This is a genomic window from Flavobacterium seoulense, from assembly GCF_000695795.1.
In the GTDB taxonomy this organism is placed as follows: Bacteria; Bacteroidota; Bacteroidia; order Flavobacteriales; family Flavobacteriaceae; genus Flavobacterium; species Flavobacterium seoulense.
In genome coordinates, this window is the sequence record NZ_JNCA01000014.1 from 58979 (window position 1) to 83428 (window position 24450).

The window sequence follows — 24450 nt, forward strand, 5'->3', positions numbered from 1 at the left end:
TGAAATCTGAAATCTGAACTAAAACTTAACGTTTACTTTTTCAGAAACTAATTTATCATTTTGATAGTATTCAAAAAACCATTGATTATCTTTCTTTACTAAAACTCCTTGCTGATTACCTTTTTGAGCCAAAAATGAATTAGCATCTGAAGTTTTGTACAACTTAATTACCACACTTGGTTTACTATCAATAAGCTGATAATTCCCTCCGGCAAGTGGTTGTGCAAAAAGCAATTCATTTGGATCAACTGCAACAACTGGTGTTGATTGCGGTGCTGTTTCTACTTTTTCAACAACTTCACGTTTCTCCGCTTTTTCAGTTCTTTCCTGTCTTTGTGGCTGTTCGACTGTTGCAACATTTGCACCTCCGTTATATTGATATTCTAATTCATAAAGAAAACCAAAAGCTTTGTTTAAAGCATCTGTATAAGCTACCTGAAACTCTTTTTCTCTACTCACTCCCACTTCTGACTGATACACAATTTTGCCATAACAATCCTTAAAGGTGATGTATAATTTTGTAGTCAAAAAACCACTGTCTTTTACAATATCATAATTTAATACAGCGCAACGGTTAATGTCATTAGGAACCACCTGATTCGAATAATACACATCAAATCCTACTTTGTTCAAATTAAACTTAGACAAAGTGGCTAATCTATATTGATTTTCGGTTTTTAAGAATTCGTATTTTAATGGTACAACGACCGTTTTATAATCGTTTAAAGATTGTGCAAATCCAAAACTGGAAACAAGCAATAAAAAAAATAGGAATAATTTTCTCATGGTTATAAATAATTTTTAAGTTCTAATAAATGATTAATTTGTTTTATATTTTGCGCCACAGTTTGTTTACTTTCATTAAAATAAATCGCATCAATTCCGGCATCTAATGCGCCAAAAACATCTGCTTCTATTGAATCGCCAATCATGATACTGCTTTCTTTTTTGGCTTTAGCCAAATCCAGAGCATATTCAAAAATAATAGGATTTGGTTTCTTAACTCCTGCCATTTCTGAATTTGTTACCGTAGCAAAATAAGGATTTAGCTTAGCATTCGTTAACTTTTTTACCTGTACATGAGCAAAACCATTGGTAATAACATGCAGTCGGTATTTTTCATTCAGATAATCCAAAATTTCAAAAGTTCCTTCAAAAAGATGATTATTCTCAGTCAGTAATTCAATGTATTCCTGAGCAACGTGATCAATTTCGATATCTGAAATTTGATAATTGATTGCATCAAAAGACATTTTCAAACGATCATAACGCAATTGCTGATGTGTGATTTTATCAAATTGATATAATTTCCAACATGCCTGATTAATTGGGATATAATGTTCGATAAAAGAATCTATCTTAACTTCAGGATGAACTCTGGTAAAAATATTCTCGAAAGTTATTTTCGAATTTTTATCAAAATCCCAAAGTGTATGATCTAAATCAAAAAACACGTCTTTTATACTGTCAATTCTCATTTTGCTGCTAAAATATTCCTTCGTCTACAAAACTATAATATTTTGTTTCAGTCACAATCAAATGGTCTAAAACTTTAACATCTAAGCTTTCGCCTGCCTGCTTTAATTTCTTAGTAATTTGCTTATCGGCATCACTGGGAACTAAAGTTCCTGAAGGATGATTGTGACACAAAATAATGGCTGTAGCTCCAAGTTCGAGTGCTGTTTTAAAAACCAAACGAACATCGACCATCGTCCCTGTAATTCCGCCTTTACTTTGCTGCATTTTTGAAAGTACTTTATTCGAATTATTAAGATATAAAATCCAAAACTCTTCATGTGGCAATTCGCCGATAATGGGCTGCATGATTTCAAAAACCATTTTGCTCGAAGTAATTTTAGTCAATTCGATAACATCTTCTGCTCTTCTCCTTCTTCCTAATTCCATCGCAGCAATTATCGAAATCGCTTTTGCTTCGCCAATTCCTTTAAAATTCATTAATTGCTGAAGCGATAATTTCCCTAATGCATTCAAATTATTATCTACACTCGACAAAATCCTTTTACTTAAATCCACCGCCGATTCGTTTCTGTTTCCAGAGCCTATCAGGATCGCAATCAACTCGGCATCGCTCAAAGCACTTTTGCCTTTCAGCATTAACTTTTCGCGTGGCTTATCGTCTTCAGACCAATTTGTTATCGGAAAATTATTTTGTTCCAAAATCGTATCATTTTAAAATTAAGCATACTACGAAAGTAAAAATAACGTTATTTTAATAAAGATAAATTATGAAGCCAATTTATTTATTCTTATTTCTAATTTTATTTTTAACTACAGAATCCAAAGGACAGCTTCAAACAACAAATAAAACATTTGCAACTAAATTATCAGACGCAGCAATTGCCATAATTGATCCAAATGTAATCTACGATCCCTCTTATTTTGGCATAAAATACCCTAATGGCGACATTCCTAAAAATAAAGGAGTTTGTACTGATGTTATTATTCGGGCTTATCGAAAATTGGGTATTGATTTACAAAAAGAAGTACATGAAGATATGAAGACTAATTTTTCTAAATATCCTAATTTAAAAAAATGGGGAATGAGAAAAACGGATACGAATATTGATCATCGAAGAGTTCCTAATCTTGAAGTTTTCTTTGAAAGAAAAGGCAAAAAATTACCTGTTTCAAAAAATGCAAATGATTATAAAACGGGAGAAATAGTGACCTGGATGATTAACGAGAAGTTACCACACATTGGCATTATTACCAATAAAAAATCAGCTGATGGAAAACGAAATTTAATTGTTCACAACATTGGCGGAGGCCAAATTCTTGAAGATTGTCTTTTCAAATATGAAATTGTCGGACATTTTAAATATGAAAAATGAAATAGATAATTCAAAAAAAATGTGCCAACTGCAAAACAATTGACACATTTTATAATTTTCAAACTGATTAATTGACTAATTAATCAAACCTTTTACTTCATCAAAGTTTAATCCTCCATAATTCCCTGAACTCATCAACAATAAAGCTGAATTATCTAAATTTAAATTGAACAAATATTCTTTGAACTCAGCAGGATTGGTATAAATAATTAAATCTTCACGATTAAAAGCTTTCGCAATTTGCTCATAAGTTACTTCTTCAAGCTGTTTAATTTTTACCGCATCAGGCGAATAAAAAACTACAGCAACATCAGCATTTTCAAGAGCTCCTTCGTATTCTTTTAAAAACTCGGCATTCAAACTGCTGTAAGTATGTAATTCTAAACAAGCTACTACAGTTCTATCCGGATATTGCTCTTTTACGGCTTTTGTAGTTGCTGAAACCTTTGATGGCGAATGGGCAAAATCTTTGTAAGCTACTTTATTTTTACTTTCGGCAATTTTTTCTAAACGTTTTGAAGCGCCTTTAAAGCTGGCAATTGCTTCATAAAATTCAGCTTCATCAACGCCCATGTTTTGGCAAATCCATTTAGCTCCAGCCAAATTATTCAAATTGTGCGCGCCAAAAACTTCAATTGGCATGTCGCCTTCAGGAGTTTCCAATAAGGTGATTCCGTTTTCTACTTTATAATTTGGCGTATGATATGCTATTTTTCGAATTGGATTCGTCGCAGCTTCAGCCACACGTTTTACTTCAGCATCGTTTTCATTGTAAACTAAAATTCCGCCATTAGTAATTTTACCAATAAAAATTTCGAACTGCTCCACATAATTTTCATACGTTGGAAACACATTGATATGATCCCAGGCAATTCCTGAAATCAGAGCGATATTTGGTTGGTACAAATGAAATTTTGGTCGTCTGTCTATTGGAGAAGACAAATATTCATCGCCTTCCAAAACCATAAAATCATTTTCTTCCGTAAGATGTACCATGGTATCAAAACCTTCTAATTGTGCCCCCACCATATAATCTACTTCAATATCATGATAATGCATCACGTGCAAAATCATCGAAGTAATCGTTGTTTTTCCGTGAGAACCACCAATAACCACACGGGTTTTATTTTTCGATTGTTCGTATAAAAATTCCGGATACGAATAAATTTTCAAGCCTAATTCTTGAGCTTTCAACAATTCCGGATTATCCGCTTTAGCGTGCATTCCTAAAATTACAGCATCAATATCGGCAGTGATTTTTTCAGGAAACCAACCCAGTTCAGCCGGTAAAATTCCTTTTTTTTCCAAACGTGATTTTGAAGGTTCAAAAATAGCATCGTCACTTCCTGTTACCTGATATCCTTTATTGTGTAATGCTAAAGCCAGATTGTGCATAGCGCTTCCGCCAATGGCAATAAAATGTGTTTTCATATTAAATATTCGCTTCTGCGTAAGTTTATCTTTTTTAATTAATCGTCATTTTTCTTTTTAAATTCATCCAAAACTGCTTTTGCTTTTTCTGGCGAATTCATTTTGTTAGCATATAAATTAGCTAGTTTTTGATAGGTTTTTCGTGAATTTCCCACAGCAATCGCTTTTTTATAATGCTGTTCGGCTTTGGTATATCTCTTAAAATATTCATCGATATGTCCTCTGGATAGATGTCCGTCAACGGCAGAAATTTTCAACAATTCGTTTGAATACTTAACAGCTTTACTCTCGCTTCCACCTACAATTCCGGGTAATTGCAAATACAATTCAATTAATGCCCAGCGTGCTTCAATATGTTTTGGATTAAGCTGAATGGCTTTTTCGAATGAAGATTTAATTTCATCAATCATTCCCAAAGCTTTGAATTTATTCACTCCTAAAGCTTTCATTCCTAAAGCTCCGCCATATTTAAAATGAAAGTTAGCCTCAGATGGTTTTGCTTTTTTTAATTTTCCGTAATACAACAAAGCTTCATCCCACTCTTTTTGATTTCCGGCTATATCGCCTAAATATTCTATGACTTTGATATTAGACGGATCTATCTTTAGAATTTTCTCGAAAGCTTCCTGAGATTCTTCCCATTTCTGCTGTTCGAATAAATTCTCTGCTTTCTCAAAATTAGATTGAGAAAAAACCATTAGCGGCAGAAATATAAAGCAAAATAAGAATTGTTTCATTCTCCAAAAATAAGGAAATTAAATAAAGATTATTAAACTTTCATCATTTATAAAAAACTAAAATAATAACAAAATAGCAATCTTAAAACAACCTTATCCTAACACCTAAAGAATACTTTCGTTAGCGAAAAGGAAACCTATATTTCCTGTTCTTGAAAGAAACAAAATGTTAATCAATACATTTTAAATTGTAAATATGAAAATATTCTATGCCATTCAGGCAACAGGAAACGGTCACATAAGCAGAGCAACCCAGCTGTATCCTTATCTACAAAAATATGGCGAAGTAGATTTCTTTTTAAGTGGAAACAATGCAACTCTAGACATTAAATTACCCATAAAATTCAAAAGCAAAGGCTGTAGTTTACATTACAGTAAATGTGGCGGACTAAATTACTGGGATATTGTTAAAAACATTAAACCACGCCAAATATACAAAGATGCCGATGCGCTCCCGTTAACAAAATACGATGTAATCATCAATGATTTTGACTCGATTACTTCGCTTGCCTGTAAAATGCAGAAAGTACATTCGGTACAATTAGGACATCAGGCTAGTTTTATTTCTGCCAATACTCCTCGACCAGAAAAAAAGAGTTTAATGGGCGAAATGATTTTGAAACATTATGCTCCTTCTCCTAAAAATATAGGCTTACATTTTGAAAAATACGATTCATTTATTCTTCCTCCTATTATTAAAGATGAAATTGTTCAGGCCGAACCAACCAACTTAAAACACATTACGGTTTATTTACCTTCTTTCGATAAAGATTGTTTAGAAAAAGCTTTTAACAAAGTGAGCGACGTACATTTTCACTGGTTTTTGCAGGGAATTGAATTCAAACATACCGTTGGAAATATTACTTATTTTCCGGTGAACCAAAAAAAATTCAACGAGAGCTTGATTTCCTGTGAGGGGATTATTACTGGCGGCGGATTTGAAACTCCTGCCGAAGCTTTATATCTTAAAAAGAAAGTCCTTAGCATTCCTATTCGCAGTCATTACGAACAGGAATGCAATGCGGCAGCACTCAAAAAAATGGGAGTTCCTGTAGTTTATGACGTAGGAAATGATTTTGGAAATATTATCGAAAATTGGTTAAATACTGAAGTCATTTATCCTGCTATGAGTGCCAATAATATTCCTGAAACGCTTCAATATATGTTTGATACGTATAAAGAATAGAATATTTTAAACCAAAAAACCACTAATAAATCAAATTCATTAGTGGTTTTATTATTTGGTAAAAATCGTTTACTCAGTCAACATTTTCCAAAGTTTATCTTTTTAAAGAAAAATGACCTTTCAGTTTCTTTCCTTGTTCTGTAATTAATTCAAACCAATAATCTGATGAAGGCATTGGATTATTATTAAAAGTACCATCCCAGCCTAAACTGTTTCCATTTAAATTTTTGATAAGCTTACCATATCGGTCATATATCATAATCTTTATATTCGAACTACTTGAAGAGCCTATAATATTCCAATAATCATTTATCCCATCGCCATTGGGTGTGAAAAAATTGCGATACATCATTAAAAAAACATCTTCACTAATTACAGAACAACTTTCTTTATCTCTAATAAAAATTTGGTACTCACCTGGTAATAAATCTTTAAATACAGGATCATCCTGATAAGTTAAACCATCCATAGAATACTCATAATTACCACTTGCAATAATTTCTATTTCATTTCGCTCACTTTTCCAATCGCTCGTTTTTACTGAAAATGGAATATTAGCATTTTGACTTTCTGCTCTTAAATAAATAAAAAAAGAACTTATATTAAAGCAGCTAGTCAACGAATTTTCAATTCTAAAAAAAATCTCATCATCATTCTCATTAATATTATATGGAAAAGTTATTTCATTAATTTTATTGGAAGCATCATCATGGGATTTGTAAAAACTAACAATAAAATTTGTAGAATTTTGACCATTTAGGATTTCTTGAATTTTATTATCAAGATCATCCAAATAATTATCTGAATTCTGGGTTTGACAAACAATAATATCTTTTGGCTTTGAAAAAGCGGGTCTTAAATTCGTCTTAAATCCAAATTTAGACATAGAAAAACATCCTGTCAACACATCCGTCACTCTAAAATAAATAGGATTAGAACTACTGTTGACGATATATATATTTGGTAATGGATTACTATTATTTAAAGCATCTATATCAGACTCATAAAAAGTAACCTGCACATTAGATTGATTTCCAACTATCTTAGATTCCAAAGCTTTTAGATTAAGATCAAAAGGAAATACATCACAAATCGTGATATCATTTGGTATCGTAAAAATTGGAGAATCATTTATAATTAAATCAAAACTTGAAACAGAAAAACAGCCCGCTATTGAGTTCGTTACTCTAAAATATACTTTTTTGTATTTTCCACTTATGCTATAGAGGTCTGGCAATGGATTTCTGTCATTCATTGCATCTACTTCAGATTCATGAAAACTAACATCCACATTAGTTTGTGATCCAATAATTTCAGAAACAGTCCCATTGATATTAAAAAGAGATGCATTTGTATCTGATTCACAATGTACAATATTTTCAGGCGTTGTAAAAGATGGAGCAATTCTTATTTTTATGTCAACAGGTACAATTTCAGATTGCTGATTGACTGAGTTTTTTATAACGACATATACTGTTTGCCCTCCTGCAATTGTATTTTTCCAGCCTGAAGGTAATGCATTTACTTGATTTTGAGCGTCGACAACTGTTTCATACACCTTTACATCAAAAGCAACAGCTTCATTTATTCCTGCTGCTCCCCACCATGCACCAGCCAAACCATTATTCATTAAAATAGTTTCATTGCTGATCGAATTTGAATTGATGTTTATCCTAAATAATTCAGTTGATGCAACACCATATAAGCTTCCCAGTTCACTGGCTAAACCGAATGTATTAATTGGCAGATTTCCTAAAACTCTATGCGAAACATAATTCATATTATTATCAACAGTCACTTGATAAAGCAAACAATTTCCATTTAAACTCCAAGCGATATACATTTTATCGCCAAACATTACAAAATCACCAGCGGGACGACCCGTTCCAAAGTCATTCCATACATTTAATTGATTATAATTTCCATTATTGAGACGATATACTACTGAACTACTACCTCCCAAATAAATATTTGATTGTCTGTCAAATGATAGGGAATTAATACCACTTATGGTATTAAACGAATGTACATTCTCAATAGTACAATCTGTTTTATTTATTTTGTAAATATTTTTTGCATTGCAAACATACATATCACCATTTTGATTATAGGCAATATCTACTAATGCAAAACCTAAATTAATACATACATTTTTTAGAGTAGGATTAGTCATCAAATCAGTAACTAAGTGTATTCTGCCTAGATCCGTACCGATATATACACCAGATTCTCCAGATACTTGTAGCGAATGGTTATCCAATGCATAATTTTTTAATTCTTCTACATTTATGGAAATGATGCCATCACTATCAGTATCACAAAATTCAAAATTTGAAGTCGCTACCCTTTTATTACTATTCGCTATCTTTCCAAAAGATTGATCATAAACTTCATAATTCACAGAAAGATCTTGACTAAAAGCAAACAGCGGAAATAAAATATAAACTAATAGGTTTATTTGTTTCATACATTCTTAAACTATTAAGTAAATATATAAAAAAATTAGTGTTAATATCATCCTGCTAAATTTCATAACATTACTAAAAGAAAAAACCACTAACAAATCAAATTCATTAGTGGTTTTTTATTATTTGGTAAAAATCGTTTACTCATTCAACATTTTCCAAAGTTTATCTTTCAGTTCTGTTAAGCCTTGTTGAGCAACAGAAGAGACAAACAAATAAGGAACATCTTTGAAAGCGATATCTAATTCTATTTTCAATTCGTCTCTTAACTCATCGTCGAGCATATCACATTTGGTAATAATTAAAAGACGTTCTTTATCCAGCATCTCCGGATTGTATTTAGTCAATTCGTTTACTAGAATATCATATTCTGCTTTAATATCAGGTGTATCAACAGGAACCATAAACAACAATGTCGAATTACGTTCAATATGACGCAGAAAATAATGCCCTAACCCTTTTCCTTCGGCTGCTCCTTCAATAATTCCCGGAATATCAGCAATGACAAACGATTGAAAATCTCTATAAGCTACAATTCCAAGATTTGGTTTTAAGGTTGTAAACGGATAATCAGCGATTTTTGGTTTAGCGGAAGTTAAAACTGACAATAAAGTAGATTTTCCAGCATTTGGAAAACCAACTAAACCTACATCGGCCAGAACTTTCAATTCTAAAATCACATCCATTTCGACTCCGGGTAAACCTGGCTGAGCATATCTCGGAGTTTGATTGGTAGAACTTCTAAAATGCCAGTTTCCTAAACCTCCTTTACCTCCCTGACAAAGTATTTTTTTCTCTCCGTGTTCTGTAACTTCGAATAAAACCTCTCCGGTTTCCTTATCTTTAACTACTGTTCCCAGTGGCACTTCGATAATTTTATCTTCTCCATCGGCACCGGTACTTCTGTCTCCTCCACCATCACCTCCGTGACCAGCTTTAATATGACGTGCAAACTTTAGATGAAACAAAGTCCAAAGTCCTTTATTCCCTACTAACACAATGTGTCCGCCACGACCTCCGTCTCCACCATCCGGACCACCATACTGGATAAATTTTTCTCTATGCAAGTGCGTAGATCCTTTTCCTCCTTTTCCGGAAGAAACAAATATTTTTACGTAATCTACGAAATTTCCCTCTGTCATAATTTAGGTTTTGAGTTATGAGTTATGGGTTATGAATAACGCAGCTTACTCATACCCCATAACTCATAACCTATTTTTATTTATTACCAATGTTCATTTTTTATCGCAACAACTGCCAATTATAAACTGAACACTGAATATTTTTATTTTAACGCTTTCACCATTACTTTATCAATCTTTACACCATCCATATCGATAACTTCCAACTCAAATCGATGCCAAATTAATTTTTCTCCCTGTTTTGGAATACGTGATAATTCGGTCATGATTAATCCGCTAACGGTAGTTACATCATAATCACTCAGCAGTTCGTCTAATTCAAAATAGGTTAGAAAATCATGTAACGAATAATGTCCGTCAACAAGCCAGCTTCCGTCTTCTCTTTCGATTAACTGAAAATCTTCTTTATAAAAATCAGAAGCATCTCCTACAAGCGCTTCTAAAATATCATTAAGTGTAATTATTCCTTGAAAAATTCCGTACTCATCAGCAACAATTGCATAATGAACACCTGTCTTTTTAAAGTTTTCCAATGCATTATAAGCAGTGGTGTGTTCCATTAAAAAAGGTGCTTCATGAATAATTTTTGGCAAACTAAAATCTTCATCATCAATACATGCGAAGATATTTTTTAAACTCGCAACACCTACAATTTCATCAAAATTATCCTTATAAACAGGATAAAATGAATGCAGTTCCTGAAGCATAAATTCCTTAACCTGACTTTTATCAGCATCTAATGGTAACATTACCACTGATTTTCTATGTGTCATTAATGAATTTACTTTTCGGTCTCCAATGTGAAAAACACGCTCCACAATATCTTGTTCAATTTCCTGAACTTCTCCTACTTCGGTTCCTTCTTTTATAATGGCTTTAATTTCTTCTTCAGTAACTTTTCCGTCAGCCGAAGGTTTAATTTGGAGCACTCTTAATAAAAATTCTGTCGAATGTGTTAACAGCCATATAAAAGGGGCTGTAACAATCGAAACTATTTTCATAGGCATTGCAACCGCTTTTGCAATAGTTTCCGGATAATTTAAACCAATTCTTTTAGGCAATAATTCCCCTATGACCAACGAGAAAAAAGTCAGGACAACAACCACAACTCCTACAGCTATCGAATGAGCATATGGTTTAAAAAATTCGAAATCTAAAATAAATGTCTCTACATCAGACGTAATTTTATCACCACTAAAAATACCCGTTAGAATACCTATTAAAGTAATTCCTATTTGAACAGTTGACAAAAATTTATTAGGCGAATTAGCCAAATCCAGTGCAATTTGTGCACTTGAATTTCCTTTTTTTGCCGAATTTTCTAATCTTGATTTTCTAGCCGAAATCAAAGCAATTTCAGACATCGAAAAAAGTCCGTTTAATAAAATCAAAAAAAGAATTATGAATAGTTCCATTAGTATGTTTCTAGTTTAAAAATTTAAAGTTTAAGATAACTAAAAAAACTTTAGCAACTTAAACTTTAAACATCAAACATTTTTTTATTTACAAATTGTCAATCACGCTACTTAAACGCTCTGTAATTTCAGCAATAGAACCTATTCCGTTTACTGCATAAAATTTATTTTGACCTTTATAAAAATCAATTAGCGGAGCAGTTTTTTCGTTATATTCCTGGTATCTGTTACGAATTTTTTCTTCGTCCTGATCATCAGCTCTTCCTGAAGTTTTTCCTCTTTCTAACAATCTTGCTACCAAAATTTCATCATCAGCTTCTAATGCAACTGTAGCAGTGATTTTTTCATTTTTTGTAGTAAGAAAAGCATCTAGAGCTTGCGCCTGAGCAATTGTTCTTGGAAAACCATCAAATAAAAAACCTGCTGATTCCGGATTAGCTTCCACCTCACTTTGCAACATTTTTATTGTTACTTCATCAGGAACTAACTCTCCATTATTAATATAAGTCTGAGCTAATTTTCCTAATTCAGTTTCGTTTTTGATATTAAATCTAAAAATATCACCTGTTGAAAGATGCGTCAAATTGTATTTTTCTTTTAAAAATTCGGCTTGAGTTCCTTTTCCGGCTCCTGGTTTCCCAAATAAAACAATGTTAGTCATAAATTTAATTTAATGATGAAAAGATTTAAAAATTGAAAGATTGTCAATCTTCTAAATTTTCCAAATCGTGTTTGTTATCTATTTATACTCTTTTTTAAAATTTCTTAATTTAATTTTTTAATGCTTCAATCTTTAAATTTTTCAATCTCGAAGCTGATATACTTCCGGTAAATTCCTGCCTAAACCATCATAGTCTAAACCAAAACCTACTATAAATTTATTTGGAATCTGAATTCCAATATAATCGATTTTCACCTCTTTTTTATAAGCTTCTGGTTTAAAAAAAAGAGTCGCTATTTTAAAATGTTTCAAATTTTGTTGCTCAAACAAAGCTTTCAACTCTACAATAGTATGTCCCGTATCAATAATATCTTCGATAACAATTATAGTACGTCCCGTTAAATCCTGATTTAATCCAATTAATTCTTTTACTTCATTGGTCGAAGCCATTCCGCTATACGAAGCCATTTTTACAAAACTTACTTCACATGGTTTTTTATACTTTTTTACAAAGTCAGAAACCACCATAAAAGAACCATTCAAAACACCAATAAAAACAGGAATTTCATCAACTAAATCAGTTTCAATTTGCGTTGCCATTTTTTGGATAGCAACATCTATTTCTTCGGCAGAAATAAACGGAACGAATTGTTTATCGTGAAGTTGAATCATTACTTTTTTATTTTAAAATAATGGGCAAAGATACAGAATTACAACTAAATCTGAGTAGCAAAATAAACTCTGTCGGTTTTTAATAGCAAATGTTAAATATGTCTTAATTTTTACAAAGTTTTTCAGTCCTGCATTTTTAAATTAAGTAATTTTTATATCAGTAAAAATTTAATTCGAAAACTACAATGAGAACAGCCATACAAATACTATCAGCAGCATCGTTAATATTTTTAACAGGCTGCAAAGGTGACGTTAAAAAAGAAACAAAAGAAAAACTAGCGCAACAACCTTCCATAACGGTAAAAACCGCTATTGGTAATTTGACTCTGCCTCCTCCGTTCGCATCCGAATCAGTCACAAAAAACAGTAAACTTGTAAAATGGCCGGAAGGAAAAACACCAAATGCTCCCGAAGGTTTTACAGTAACAAAATTTGCCGACGGTTTAGAAAATCCGCGCTGGACTTATATTGCGCCAAATAAAGATATTTTTGTTGTTGAAAGTGGTACAAAAGGAAGTAAAAATCAAATCACTGTGTTTCGTGATGCAGATAATGATGGCACATTTGAAACCCGCAATGTGTTTATTTCCGGACTTAATCAACCATTTGGAATGTTGGTCTTAAAAGATTATTTCTACATTGCCAACACTGACGGATTGTATCGTTACCCATACAAAAATAATCCTTTAAAACTGGCAACAAAAGGCGTAAGAATTCTTGAACTTCCGGCAGGAGGCTATAACAATCACTGGACAAGAAATTTACTGGCAAATGCTGACGGAACTAAAATCTACATCTCAGTAGGATCAGGAAGCAATGTGGGAGAAAACGGAATGGATAAAGAAATCCGACGTGCAGCTATTTTAGAAATCAATCCTGATGGAACGGCTGAAAAAATTTATGCATCTGGTCTTAGAAATCCTGTTGGCATGGACTGGAATCCTGTAAATAATGAACTTTGGACTGCGGTTAACGAGCGTGATGAATTAGGTGACGATTTGGTTCCGGATTATATTACAAGTGTTAAAAAAGACGGTTTTTACGGATGGCCTTATTCTTATTATGGAAATAATTTAGACCCTAGAATGAAAAGAGAACGCAAAGATTTAGCCGCAAAATCAATTGTTCCTGATGTCCCGGTGGGTTCACATACCGCTTCCTTAGGATTAGCTTTTTATGACAAAGATAAATTCCCTTCTAAATATAAAAATGGTGCTTTTGTAGGACAACATGGATCCTGGAATCGTGCTAAAATTGTAGGCTACAAGGTAGTTTTTGTTCCTTTTGCAGATGGCAAACCTTCAGGAAAACCAGAAGATTTTCTTACCGGATTTATTGCAGATGAAGCAAAAGCAGAAGTATATGGGCGCCCTGTTGCCGTTACAGTTATGAATGACGGATCGCTTTTAGTGAATGATGATAGTGGAAATATAATCTGGAAAGTAACAGCTAATAAATAATCTTTTCGATTTATATGGTTTTAAAAAAACACTGCTTTCTTTTTTTTGTACTTTTTGGTTTTCAAAAAATCACTGCACAAAAAAAGGAAAGCATACATACTGATACTCTCAAAGCCCAAAAACTGAGTGAAGTGGTAATAAGTTCACTTCATATTAATAACAATACTTTAAACACACCAGCTTCTATTGGAATACTCTCTAAAAAAGATCTGGTTCAAAACAATGCAACAGATATCACTACAGTAATTAACACCATCCCGGGTGTATTCATGCAATCTTCAAATTTTACTACAAGCCGAATTTCGATTCGTGGTATTGGGGCGAGAACACCTTATGGAACCAATAAAATCAGAGCATTTTATGGCAGTATTCCGTTAACTTCAGGAAATAGTGAAACTGTTATTGATGATATCGACTTAGAAAACATCAATCAGATTGAAGTGATTAAAGGACCTCTTTCGAGTGTATATGGTGCAGGTTTAGGCGGTGCTATTTTAATTTCACCTCAAATTTCCAAAGAAGAAACTGCGGGTGTCAGTTCAGTATTTGGTTCATTTGGATTACTAAAAAACAACTTGCATTATAATTTAAATCAGAAAAATGCAAGTCTGAATATAAGCTATCATAATCTCAAAATGGATGGATGGCGTCAAAACAGTGCTTACAACAGAGAAGGAATTACAATCGCAGGAGAATTATTCAAACAGCAAAACAGCAAACTGACTTATTTTTCTAATTACACCTTTCTTAAGGCTTTTATACCAAGTTCTATTAACAAAGAAACTTTTGACAACAATCCAAAATCAGCTGCTGCAACGTGGTTAGCTTCTAAAGGATTTAAAGAATACAAATCGACACTAGGAGGATTAGCTTATGATTTTAAAATTAATGAAAATACAAACAATTCGACTTCTGTTTTTATAAATTATAAAGACAGTAACGAGCCAAGACCTTTTGATATTTTACGCCAATATACTTTTGCAGCCGGTGCAAGAACTCAATTTTCAGGAAATTTCAAAATCAATACAATCGAAAATAAATTTATTGTTGGAGCCGAATTTTTCTCAGACAATTACAACGGAAATACTTTCGAAAATTTATACCAACAAAATAATGGAAACGGAAGTTTAGCAGGAAATCAGCTTTCTGAATCCACTCAGAAAAGGAATTTTTACAATCTCTTTTCACAAATTAGAACTATGCTTTCTGCAAAATTTGAAATTCAGGCAGGTTTAAATTATAATAAAACGCAATTTGAATTAAAAAATTACAGCCTTAATGCAACGCAAAATTACAGTTATGACGGTATTTTTTCGCCACAACTTTCAATATTATATAAACCAAATGAACAACAAACAGTTTATTTTTCTGCCAGCCGCGGATTTTCATTGCCCGCAACAGAAGAAACACTTACCAGCAACGGAACGATTAATCCTGAAATAAAACCAGAAAATGGATATAATTTTGAAATAGGCGGAAAATTCTATTTTTTCAACAAAAGTCTTTACACCGAATTAAATGCATACCGTATACAAATTAAAGATTTACTGGTTTCAAAACGAGTGGGAGACGACCAATATGTAGGTATAAATGCTGGAGAAACATTACATCAGGGAATAGAAATTACATTGAATCACACCAAACAAATCAATAGTTTTTTTACTTTAAGCTCCTATTTTACCGCTTCTTTAGGAAATTATGAATTCCAGAATTTTGAAGATAACGGAAATAATTACTCTGGAAACAAACTTACCGGAGTGGCGGCCAATAAAATTAATTCAGGATTATCATTAAATACAAAATACCGAATTTATTTAAGTGCCGATTATCAATTTGTCGATAAAGTTCCTATGAATGATGGAAATACTGCTTTTTCAGATTCTTATAGCATTATCAATTTAAAAACAGGATATCAATTAGAAATTCTACCGCATTTAAATTCGCAATTTGCTTTTGGAATAAACAATGTCACCAATGAAAAATATGCTTCATTAATTCTCCCTAATGCCGTCGGAATAGGGAATGCATCGCCCAGATATTATTATCCCGGACTTCCTGTAAATTATTACGCAACAATTTCATTAAATTATTTATTTTAGGTTCAAATTAAATTCAACGAAATGCATTCTGAGCTTCAGTTACAACTAGAACATTTAAAAGCTTATCGAAAAGACAGGCTTGATCTAGCTCAAAACATTTTAGAAAACAAAGAATATTTTGACGAATTAGTTCAAATTTGCTTCACTCCTGCTGACAAAAACAATAATAAAGCCTGCTGGATTTTAGAATTTATAGCTTATGAGGAATTGATTTGGCTACAGCCTTATATAAATTTTTTCTGCAAAAATATTAAACATCTAAAAGATGAAAGTGCGCTTCGGCCAATTGCTAAAATCATTCAGCTATTATTAGCATCGCATTATAAAAGGAAAGAAAATAGCATTTTACTTTCCGAAGAAAATCTTCAAGACATAATTGAAACATCATTTGACTGGCTGATAAATGACACAAAAGTCGCCACAAAAGCATATTCAATAAGAACTTTGTATATTTTAGGAAAGTATTACAACTGGATTCATCCTGAATTACAAATCATTGTGAGTAAAGATTATCCTAATCATTCTGCTGCCTACCAAGCAGTCGCACGAGAAGTTTTGAAGAAAATAAAATAGCATTTTCCTATTCAATCATTTAAAAGTATCTTTGCTGCCAATAAACTTTCGACACAATGAATTATTTTTCTTCTGATTTTAAATTAGGAATTCTAGGAGGCGGACAATTAGGAAAAATGCTCTTATTCGACACTAGAAAATTTGACATACAAACTTATGTTTTAGATCCCAGCAACGAAGCTCCGTCTAGAATGGCTTGCAACCAATTTTTTCAAGGCGATTTAATGGATTTTGATACCGTTTACAACTTTGGAAAAAAAGTGGATGTTTTAACTTTTGAAATCGAATTAGTCAACCTGGAAGCCTTAGAAAAATTAGAAAACGAAGGGCTAAAAGTTTATCCTTCTCCTAAAACATTAAGAAAAATTCAAAATAAAGGCGTTCAAAAAGATTTTTACGCTGCAAACAATATTCCAACAGCACCTTTTGAAAGATTTGAAAATTTAGACAATCTAAAATCTAAAATTAACGATCTAAAATTACCATTTGTCTGGAAATGTACTGAATTTGGTTACGATGGAAACGGAGTAAAAATCATTCGTGAAATAACTGATTTAGACAGCTTACCAAATGTAGAATGCATTGCCGAAGAAATGATTCCGTTTAAAAACGAATTGGCAGTTATTGTTTGTCAAAATCCGTCCGGAGAAATCAAAACTTATCCTGTGGTCGAAATGGAATTTCATCCCGAAGCTAATCAGGTGGAATATGTAATTTGTCCTGCCCGTATTGACGAAAAAGTAGCCGAAAAAGCACGTGCTATTGCGTTGAATGTTTCCCAAAACTTCAATCACGTAGGACTTTTAGCTGTCGAAATGTTCCAGACTCAGAACGACGAAGTTATTGTTAACGAGGTAGCTCCTCGCCCGCACAATTCTGGTCATTATTCTATCGAAGCGAGTTATACTTCACAATTTGAAAACCACTTACGTGCTATTTTAGATCTTCCTTTAGGAAATACCGACAGTAAAGTGGCAGGAATTATGGTAAATTTAGTAGGTGAAGAAGGTTTTTCTGGAAATGTAGTTTACGAGAATATCGAAAAAATATTAGGCTGGAACGGAGTTACACCACATATTTACGGTAAAAAAGAAACCCGTCCGTTTCGAAAAATGGGACACGTAACCATTGTAAATTCTGACATTAAAGAAGCACGTAAGATTGCTGAAGATGTTAAAAATACGATTAGAGTAATTTCAAAATAATTAAAAAAATTTAAAGATTGAAAAATTTAAAGATGGTGAATACTAATTTTTAAATCTTTCAATCATTTCATCTTTAAATAAAAAATAATGAGCAAAGTAGCCGTAATCATGGGAAGCATCTCTGACATGCCAGTTATGCAGGAAGCCATCAACATATTAAAAGAATTTGGAATCGAAACTGAAGTAGATATCGTTTCGGCTCACAGAACACCTGAGAAATTATTCGATTTCAGTAATAATGCACACAAAAGAGGTATTTCGGCAATTATTGCCGGAGCAGGTGGTGCGGCTCATTTACCTGGAATGGTAGCTTCAATGTCTCCGCTTCCTGTAATTGGAGTTCCAGTAAAATCAAGCAATTCTATTGATGGCTGGGATTCTGTATTATCAATTTTACAAATGCCTGGCGGAGTTCCTGTTGCAACTGTTGCTTTAAACGGAGCAAAAAATGCCGGAATCTTAGCTGCGCAAATCATCGGAAGCGCTGATGCTACGGTTTTAAACAAAATTGTAGCTTACAAAGAAAGCCTAAAAGAAGCTGTTATTAAAGCAGCTGAAAGTCTTAACAAATAAGTTAATTTCACAGAGATTCACAGAGACAAACGCAAAGCTTCGCAAAGAATAATTAAAAAACTTTGCGAAGCTCTGTGTCTTCTTAGCGAAACTTTGCGTAACATCACATCACTATGAGCATCTTAACACAATATTTCGATACAAAATATAATACAGCACCTTTTTCGCAAATTAAAATTGAAGATTATTTTCCTGCTTTTCAGGAAGGAATTGCTTTGGCGAAAGCCGAAATTGATGCGATTGTAAATAATCCTGAAGCTCCAACTTTTGAAAACACCATCGAAGCCATGGATTATTCGGGAGCTATTCTTGATAGAATTTCGAGTATTTTTTTCAATTTAAATTCGGCTGAAACCAGCGAGGAAATGCAAAAAGTAGCTCAGGAAGTTTCGCCTTTGTTGTCTGAATTTGGGAACGACATTACTTTAAACACTGATTTATTTGCCCGAATAAAAACTGTTTACGAGCAAAAAGATTCTCTAAACTTGAATACGGAACAGGCGACACTTTTAGATAAAAAATATAAAAGTTTTTCTCGAAATGGAGCCAACCTAGCCGAAGACAAAAAAGCAGAATTACGCGAAATCGACAAAGAATTATCGAAATTGAGTTTGCAATTTGGCGAAAATGTTTTGGCAGAAACCAATGCGTTTCAGTTACACATTACTGACGAGAAAGATTTATCCGGTTTACCGGAAGGCACTATCGAAGCAGCTCGTTCTTTGGCAAAAAACGAAGAAAAAGAAGGCTGGATTTTCACCTTAGATCATCCAAGTTATCTTCCGTTCATGACCTATGCCGATAATCGTGAATTGCGCAAAAAAATGGCAATTGCTTTTGGTTCGAAAGGTTTTCAGGATAATGAATTCAACAATGAAGAAACTGTTTTAAAAATTGTAAAATTACGTCATCAACGTGCTAATTTACTAGGATATAAAACTCATGCTCATTTTGTATTAGAGGAAAGAATGGCTGAAAGCCCTGAAAAAGTAATGGCTTTTGAAAATGATTTATTGACAAAAGCGAAGCCTGCTGCCGAAAAAGAATTTGCTCAATTAACCGAATTCGCAAAAAACTTAGACGGAATCGAGCAATTAGAAAAATGGGACGGAGCTTATTATTCGGAGAAATTAAAACAACAGCTTTTTAATTTAGACGACGAAAAATTAAAACCTTATTTCCAGTTGGAAAAAGTATTGAATGGTGCTTTTGTAATTGCCGAAAAATTATACGGACTGACTTTTACCGAAGTATTTGACATTGACAAATACCACGACGAAGTAATGACTTATGAAGTTAAAGATGCAAACAATAATTTGGTTTCGATTTTCTACGCCGATTTTTTCCCAAGAAAAGGAAAAAGAAACGGTGCCTGGATGACTTCATTCAAATCACAATATGTAGAAAATGGCGTGAACGAAAGACCTCATATTTCAAACGTTTGTAACTTTACAAAACCTACAGAAACAAAACCTTCGTTATTGACTTTTAATGAAGTAACGACTTTATTTCACGAATTTGGTCACGGTTTACACGGAATGCTTGCCAATACTGTTTACCCTAGTTTATCCGGAACTTCTGTATTTTGGGATTTTGTTGAATTACCAAGTCAAATTATGGAAAACTGGTGTTATGAGGCAGAAGCTTTAGCTTTATTTGCGACTCATTATCAAACAGGAGAAGTAATTCCGCAGGAATATGTAGAAAAAATCAAAGAAAGTGCTAGTTTCCAGGAAGGATTAGCAACGTTGCGTCAGTTGAGTTTTGGGTTATTAGATATGGCTTGGCACGGACAGGATCCAACTAATATTACCGACTTAAAAGCTTTCGAAACTGAACAATTTAAAAACACGCAATTGTATCCTGATGTAAAAGAAAATGCCATGAGTACTGCTTTTTCACATATTTTCCAAGGTGGATATTCTTCAGGATATTACAGCTATAAATGGGCAGAAGTTCTGGATGCTGATGCTTTTGAATACTTTAAAGAAAATGGTATTTTCAACAAAGAAATCGCCAGCAAATTTAAAGACAACGTACTTTCTAAAGGTGGAACCGAAAACCCGATGATCTTATACAAACGCTTTAGAGGACAGGAACCTCAACCTGAAGCCTTATTAAAAAGAGCAGGATTGATTTAGATTATAAAATCATGATTTTAGAACCTCATAAAAAAACCGAAGTAACACTGCTTCGGTTTTTTTATTACATATTTTGTGTATAATAATTGTAATCTTTTAAAATAGTAGTAATAAATGCTGTTCTGCTTTGTGAATCGTTTTTAATCCCAGAAAAACTTTCAATTTTAGCTACTAATCGGTCTATTGTTTCAAAATCATTTATAGCATCAGCTCTTTGAAAATTCTCTTTAATAATTCGCATATCATTGTCTGAAAATTTAATAACCTGCGGATATTTCGGCTTGTATTCGCTATCTATTTCTTCTAAAATAGTGTGACTTATATTTATCTTATTTTTCAAAGAAATAACGGCTGTTCCTGCAACCATATCGCCTAATCTTTGACTTTTTTTAGTCGAAGCAATCATTATAAAGCCACAAAGACCGCTAAAAATCGTAATATCTATTAGACGAAAGAACCAACGCATTAAATAATCTCCAAATCCCGCCTGATATCCTTCGACCTTAACCACTTTTATTCTGATAATTTTTTTACCAAATGTTTGTCCTTCAAACAATGTTTCTAAGGTCATGGTATAAATAATTATTGGAAAATAAAACACTAAAATAATCGCCGCTCTGGACCAGGGATCTACAACACCTAATAACTTACTAAAACCGAATGCATAGAAAAAAACACCATAAACCGTTACAGCATAAGCTATTTTTATAACCAAATCGATTAGGTAAGACTGAACACGTTCACCTACAGATGCGGCTTTAAAGTTTATAATAACATTTTGCGTTGTGTTTATAGATAATTCTGACATATTTTATATTTTAGCAAACCATGAGAGAAATTGCATTCATAAAACAAAATAAAGAAAAATGGCTGGAGTTTGAACTGGCTATTTTTGGTAAAGCTAAAAAAAATACTGATGATTTAGCTAATTTGTACATTCAATTAATGAATGATTTATCTTATGCACGCACTTATTATCCTAAGAGTAAAACCGTAATTTACCTGAACCATCTGGCTTCGTTAAGTTATCAAAAAATTTACACCACTAAAAGAGAAGATAAAAACCGATTTATAGAATTTTTTAAAACCGAAGTTCCTTGTCTGGTTTATCAATATAAGCGTTATATATTCTATGCTTTTATTTTATTTTTTTTCACCGTATCCATTGGCGTAATTTCGGCAAAATACGATCCTGATTTTGTTCGGTTAATCTTAGGTGATGGTTATGTCAATATGACTTTAGAAAATATTAAAAAAGGAGACCCAATGGCTGTTTATGGCTCTGGAAGTAATTGGGGAAGTTTTATTGCCATTACTTTAAACAACATTTATGTTGGAGCAAGATGTTATATATATGGCATTTTTGGAGGAATTGGAACTTTTTATATTTTTTTACAAAATTCTATTATGCTGGGTTCTTTTCAATACTTTTTTTATGAGCATGGCGTTTTTTGGCAAAGTGTTCGCGGCATCTGGATTCATGGTTCGATGGAAATTTTTGCAATTGTAATTGAAAGCGCTGCCGGCTTTATATTAGGAGCTTCTATCCTTTTTCCTAAAACTTATTCGAGGATAGATTCTTTTAAAATAGGTTTCAAAAATAGTTTTAAAATATTTTTAAGTACACTTCCTTTTACTTTTGGAGCAGGTTTTCTCGAAGGTTTTATCACCCGATATGCTATTGATATGCCTATTTGGCTTAGCAGTTTTATTATACTAGTTACTCTTGGGATTATTTCATTTTATTATCTCGTTTATCCATTTATTCTTCATAAAAAAATAACTGCTATATGATAGTACTTTTCAGGAAAAGAGAATTTAGTGATCTAATTTCAAATACCTTTATTTTTAATAATACAGGCAATGCATAAATTTTTCATAGCCATATTATTTTTCTTTTTCCTTAGTATTACAAATGCTCAGGACTCATTGGCTGTAGCCAAAAAAACACCTCATCCAACAATACAATTTCAGGAAAAAGACATTCTGGTAGATACTGACACTATCGAACTTAAAAGCTTTTCGAAAAATTACAAGCAAAAATATTCTGGTGATGATTTTGTATATGAATACCAGACAGCCGAAAAAAATGCCTGGGATCGTTTTAAAGAATGGCTTGCCAGTTTATTTATGAATTCTTTAAAAACTGCCGATTTCAAAACTTCCTTTTTTATCATAAAAGTTTTAGCCGTTTTAATAATCGTATTTGTAATTTATCTTATTACTAAAGCTATAATCAACAAGGAAGGAAAATGGATTTTTGGAAGCAATGCCAACAAAAAGAAAATAGAATATTATGATATTGAAAAGAACATTCATCTTGTTGATTTTGAAAAATTAATTCATGAAAGTCTTGAACAAGGAAAAAAAAGGCTGTGTATTCGTTATTATTATTTATGGTTATTAAAAGTTATGACCGAAAATAATTTTATTGATTGGCACGCTGATAAAACCAATACCGATTATTTATATGAACTAAAAAATAAGGCTCATAAAGATGAGTTTACTTATTTATCGTATTTGTATAATTATATTTGGTATGGCGAATTTGACATCGATGAGAACAGCTTTAACAATACTCAAAGCCGATTTAAAGCTGCATTAAAAACTTTTGGGCAATGAGTAAAACAATCAAAATATACATTGCTTTATTAGTGCTTGTATTTGCATTAATACTATACGCCGATTACAATCGACCGAAACCTATCGATTGGAGTCCAAGTTATTCTGTAAATGATAAAATTCCTTTTGGACTTTATGTTTTTGACAAAGAAATAGGTGGAATTTTAAAAAACCAAAAAATAGAGCGACTAACTACAGTTACACCTTATGAATTTTTAAATTCAAAATACGACGCAAATCCTACATCAAATACCTATACTATAAAAGGTACAATTTTAAACATTTCTGAATTTGCGGCTATTGATGATGCATCACTGAGAGAAATATTTTATTTTGTCTCCCATGGAAATACTGCTTTTTTAAGCATGAAAACATTTCCAGAAGAATTACTAGACAGTTTAAATTTAAATTATCGTACTGACTTTAATTACGCTAAAAATAGCGACGTATGGCTTGCCAATAAAAACCTTGGCACACAAAAATATAATTTTGTCGAAGGAATGGGCGATTATTATTTTTCTGAAATAGATACATTAACAACTACCGTTCTGGGCTATCAAGGCAATAAAACCAATGCTACCAGAGTCAATTTCATAAAAGTTCCATACGCTAATGGTTGCTTTTATTTGCATACGCAGCCCGCTGTTTTTTCTAATTTTCATTTGTTAAAAGCAAATCATCACAAGTATGCTGAAAAAGTATTGTCTTATGTGCCTAAAGGAGCTATTTATTGGTACATAAAACCCAAAGCTGACGCTATTTCTACCTCACCCATGCGTTATATATTAGGACAGCCAGCGCTAAAATGGGCTTGGTATTTCTTTTTAATAGGAACATTGATTTTTATTATTTTCAATGCAAAACGAAAACAACGCATTGTTCCTATCATTAAACCCTTATCTAATTTAACTGTTGATTTCACTAAAACTATTGGTAATTTATACTATCAGGAAGGAGATCATAACAACATTGTCGATAAAAAAATAATTTATTTTCTGGAGAAAATTAGAAATGAATACTTACTGGACACAACTAAACTCGATGAAGAATTCATAAACAAACTGCATCATAAATCTGGAAAAAACAAAGACGATATTAAACATTTGATCCAACTTATTATTGATCATCGAAAAAGTTACCACCACAGTGTAGAATATGATTTGATCCAAATTAATAAGGCTATCGAAAAAATTTTAAATTAATTTTTTAAAAAACT

At 32.5% G+C, this 24450-nt stretch carries 22 protein-coding genes; 11 read left to right on the top strand and 11 right to left on the bottom strand.

Annotated features, from left to right (window positions below):
- Positions 1-18: 18 nt before the first annotated feature.
- Genes FEM21_RS07445 through radC form a run of 3 tightly spaced genes read right to left on the bottom strand, consistent with a single transcriptional unit; the run spans position 19 to position 2178 of the window.
- Positions 19-786, bottom strand: coding sequence for a hypothetical protein (locus tag FEM21_RS07445; protein ID WP_035659247.1), 768 nt, complete (start codon positions 784-786; stop codon positions 19-21).
- Positions 787-788: 2 nt separating this feature from the next.
- Complete coding sequence (locus FEM21_RS07450) at positions 789-1478, bottom strand: YjjG family noncanonical pyrimidine nucleotidase (protein WP_035659248.1); 690 nt, start codon at positions 1476-1478, stop codon at positions 789-791.
- 7 nt (positions 1479-1485) lie between these two features.
- Complete coding sequence (radC, locus tag FEM21_RS07455; protein WP_035659249.1) at positions 1486-2178, bottom strand: RadC family protein; 693 nt, start codon at positions 2176-2178, stop codon at positions 1486-1488.
- A gap of 68 nt (positions 2179-2246) precedes the next feature.
- Between radC and FEM21_RS07460 the strand changes: the two genes are divergently transcribed.
- Entirely contained in the window at positions 2247-2852 is a 606-nt protein-coding gene (locus FEM21_RS07460) for a DUF1287 domain-containing protein (RefSeq protein ID WP_035659250.1), read from the top strand.
- A gap of 75 nt (positions 2853-2927) precedes the next feature.
- Here FEM21_RS07460 and FEM21_RS07465 read toward each other — a convergent pair whose 3' ends face one another.
- Both FEM21_RS07465 and FEM21_RS07470 read right to left on the bottom strand, forming a co-directional pair.
- The gene (locus tag FEM21_RS07465) at positions 2928-4283 is read right to left on the bottom strand and encodes a UDP-N-acetylmuramate--L-alanine ligase (RefSeq protein WP_035659252.1); all 1356 of its coding nucleotides are present in this window, start codon (positions 4281-4283) and stop codon (positions 2928-2930) included.
- Between the two features lie 38 nt (positions 4284-4321).
- Entirely contained in the window at positions 4322-4981 is a 660-nt protein-coding gene (locus FEM21_RS07470; protein WP_236353571.1) for a tetratricopeptide repeat protein, read from the bottom strand.
- A gap of 235 nt (positions 4982-5216) precedes the next feature.
- Here FEM21_RS07470 and FEM21_RS07475 point away from each other — a divergent pair, with 235 nt between their 5' ends.
- The gene (locus tag FEM21_RS07475; RefSeq protein ID WP_035659255.1) at positions 5217-6206 is read left to right on the top strand and encodes a glycosyltransferase family protein; all 990 of its coding nucleotides are present in this window, start codon (positions 5217-5219) and stop codon (positions 6204-6206) included.
- A gap of 94 nt (positions 6207-6300) precedes the next feature.
- Here FEM21_RS07475 and FEM21_RS07480 read toward each other — a convergent pair whose 3' ends face one another.
- From FEM21_RS07480 to FEM21_RS07500, 5 genes are all read right to left on the bottom strand, one after another.
- Positions 6301-8466: a T9SS type B sorting domain-containing protein gene (locus FEM21_RS07480; RefSeq protein ID WP_160171310.1), complete on the bottom strand. Its 2166-nt coding sequence runs from the start codon at positions 8464-8466 to the stop codon at positions 6301-6303.
- 345 nt (positions 8467-8811) lie between these two features.
- A complete protein-coding gene (gene obgE / locus FEM21_RS07485; protein WP_035659257.1) occupies positions 8812-9813 on the bottom strand; it encodes a GTPase ObgE in 1002 nt (333 codons plus the stop codon).
- A gap of 143 nt (positions 9814-9956) precedes the next feature.
- Entirely contained in the window at positions 9957-11177 is a 1221-nt protein-coding gene (locus FEM21_RS07490; protein WP_035659324.1) for a hemolysin family protein, read from the bottom strand.
- Between the two features lie 139 nt (positions 11178-11316).
- Positions 11317-11889 carry an adenylate kinase gene (locus tag FEM21_RS07495; RefSeq protein WP_035659259.1) on the bottom strand — a complete coding sequence of 191 codons (573 nt, stop codon included), beginning with the start codon at positions 11887-11889 and terminating at the stop codon, positions 11317-11319.
- Between the two features lie 141 nt (positions 11890-12030).
- Positions 12031-12561, bottom strand: a complete 531-nt coding sequence (locus FEM21_RS07500; RefSeq protein ID WP_035659260.1) for a phosphoribosyltransferase — start codon at positions 12559-12561, stop codon at positions 12031-12033.
- A 185-nt stretch (positions 12562-12746) separates the two neighbouring features.
- Here FEM21_RS07500 and FEM21_RS07505 point away from each other — a divergent pair, with 185 nt between their 5' ends.
- From FEM21_RS07505 to FEM21_RS07530, 6 genes are all read left to right on the top strand, one after another.
- Entirely contained in the window at positions 12747-14021 is a 1275-nt protein-coding gene (locus tag FEM21_RS07505; RefSeq protein WP_035659261.1) for a PQQ-dependent sugar dehydrogenase, read from the top strand.
- Between the two features lie 131 nt (positions 14022-14152).
- Complete coding sequence (locus FEM21_RS07510; protein ID WP_236353575.1) at positions 14153-16120, top strand: TonB-dependent receptor family protein; 1968 nt, start codon at positions 14153-14155, stop codon at positions 16118-16120.
- 21 nt (positions 16121-16141) lie between these two features.
- A complete protein-coding gene (locus tag FEM21_RS07515; RefSeq protein ID WP_035659265.1) occupies positions 16142-16693 on the top strand; it encodes a hypothetical protein in 552 nt (183 codons plus the stop codon).
- A 56-nt stretch (positions 16694-16749) separates the two neighbouring features.
- Positions 16750-17898, top strand: a complete 1149-nt coding sequence (locus FEM21_RS07520) for a 5-(carboxyamino)imidazole ribonucleotide synthase (RefSeq protein WP_035659266.1) — start codon at positions 16750-16752, stop codon at positions 17896-17898.
- 87 nt (positions 17899-17985) lie between these two features.
- Positions 17986-18471 carry a 5-(carboxyamino)imidazole ribonucleotide mutase gene (purE, locus tag FEM21_RS07525; RefSeq protein ID WP_035659268.1) on the top strand — a complete coding sequence of 162 codons (486 nt, stop codon included), beginning with the start codon at positions 17986-17988 and terminating at the stop codon, positions 18469-18471.
- A gap of 113 nt (positions 18472-18584) precedes the next feature.
- Entirely contained in the window at positions 18585-20612 is a 2028-nt protein-coding gene (locus FEM21_RS07530) for a M3 family metallopeptidase (RefSeq protein ID WP_035659270.1), read from the top strand.
- 64 nt (positions 20613-20676) lie between these two features.
- Here FEM21_RS07530 and FEM21_RS07535 read toward each other — a convergent pair whose 3' ends face one another.
- On the bottom strand, positions 20677-21420 hold the full coding sequence (locus tag FEM21_RS07535) for an RDD family protein (RefSeq protein WP_035659272.1): 744 nt from the start codon (positions 21418-21420) through the stop codon (positions 20677-20679).
- Positions 21421-21440: 20 nt separating this feature from the next.
- Between FEM21_RS07535 and FEM21_RS07540 the strand changes: the two genes are divergently transcribed.
- From FEM21_RS07540 to FEM21_RS07550, 3 genes are all read left to right on the top strand, one after another.
- Positions 21441-22406 (top strand): stage II sporulation protein M, encoded by a 966-nt coding sequence (locus FEM21_RS07540; protein ID WP_035659273.1) that lies wholly within the window; start codon positions 21441-21443, stop codon positions 22404-22406.
- Positions 22407-22475: 69 nt separating this feature from the next.
- Entirely contained in the window at positions 22476-23234 is a 759-nt protein-coding gene (locus FEM21_RS07545) for a hypothetical protein (RefSeq protein WP_035659274.1), read from the top strand.
- Positions 23231-24436 (top strand): DUF4350 domain-containing protein, encoded by a 1206-nt coding sequence (locus FEM21_RS07550; protein WP_035659275.1) that lies wholly within the window; start codon positions 23231-23233, stop codon positions 24434-24436. The genes FEM21_RS07545 and FEM21_RS07550 overlap by 4 nt, the downstream gene beginning before the upstream one ends.
- Positions 24437-24450: the final 14 nt, after the last annotated feature.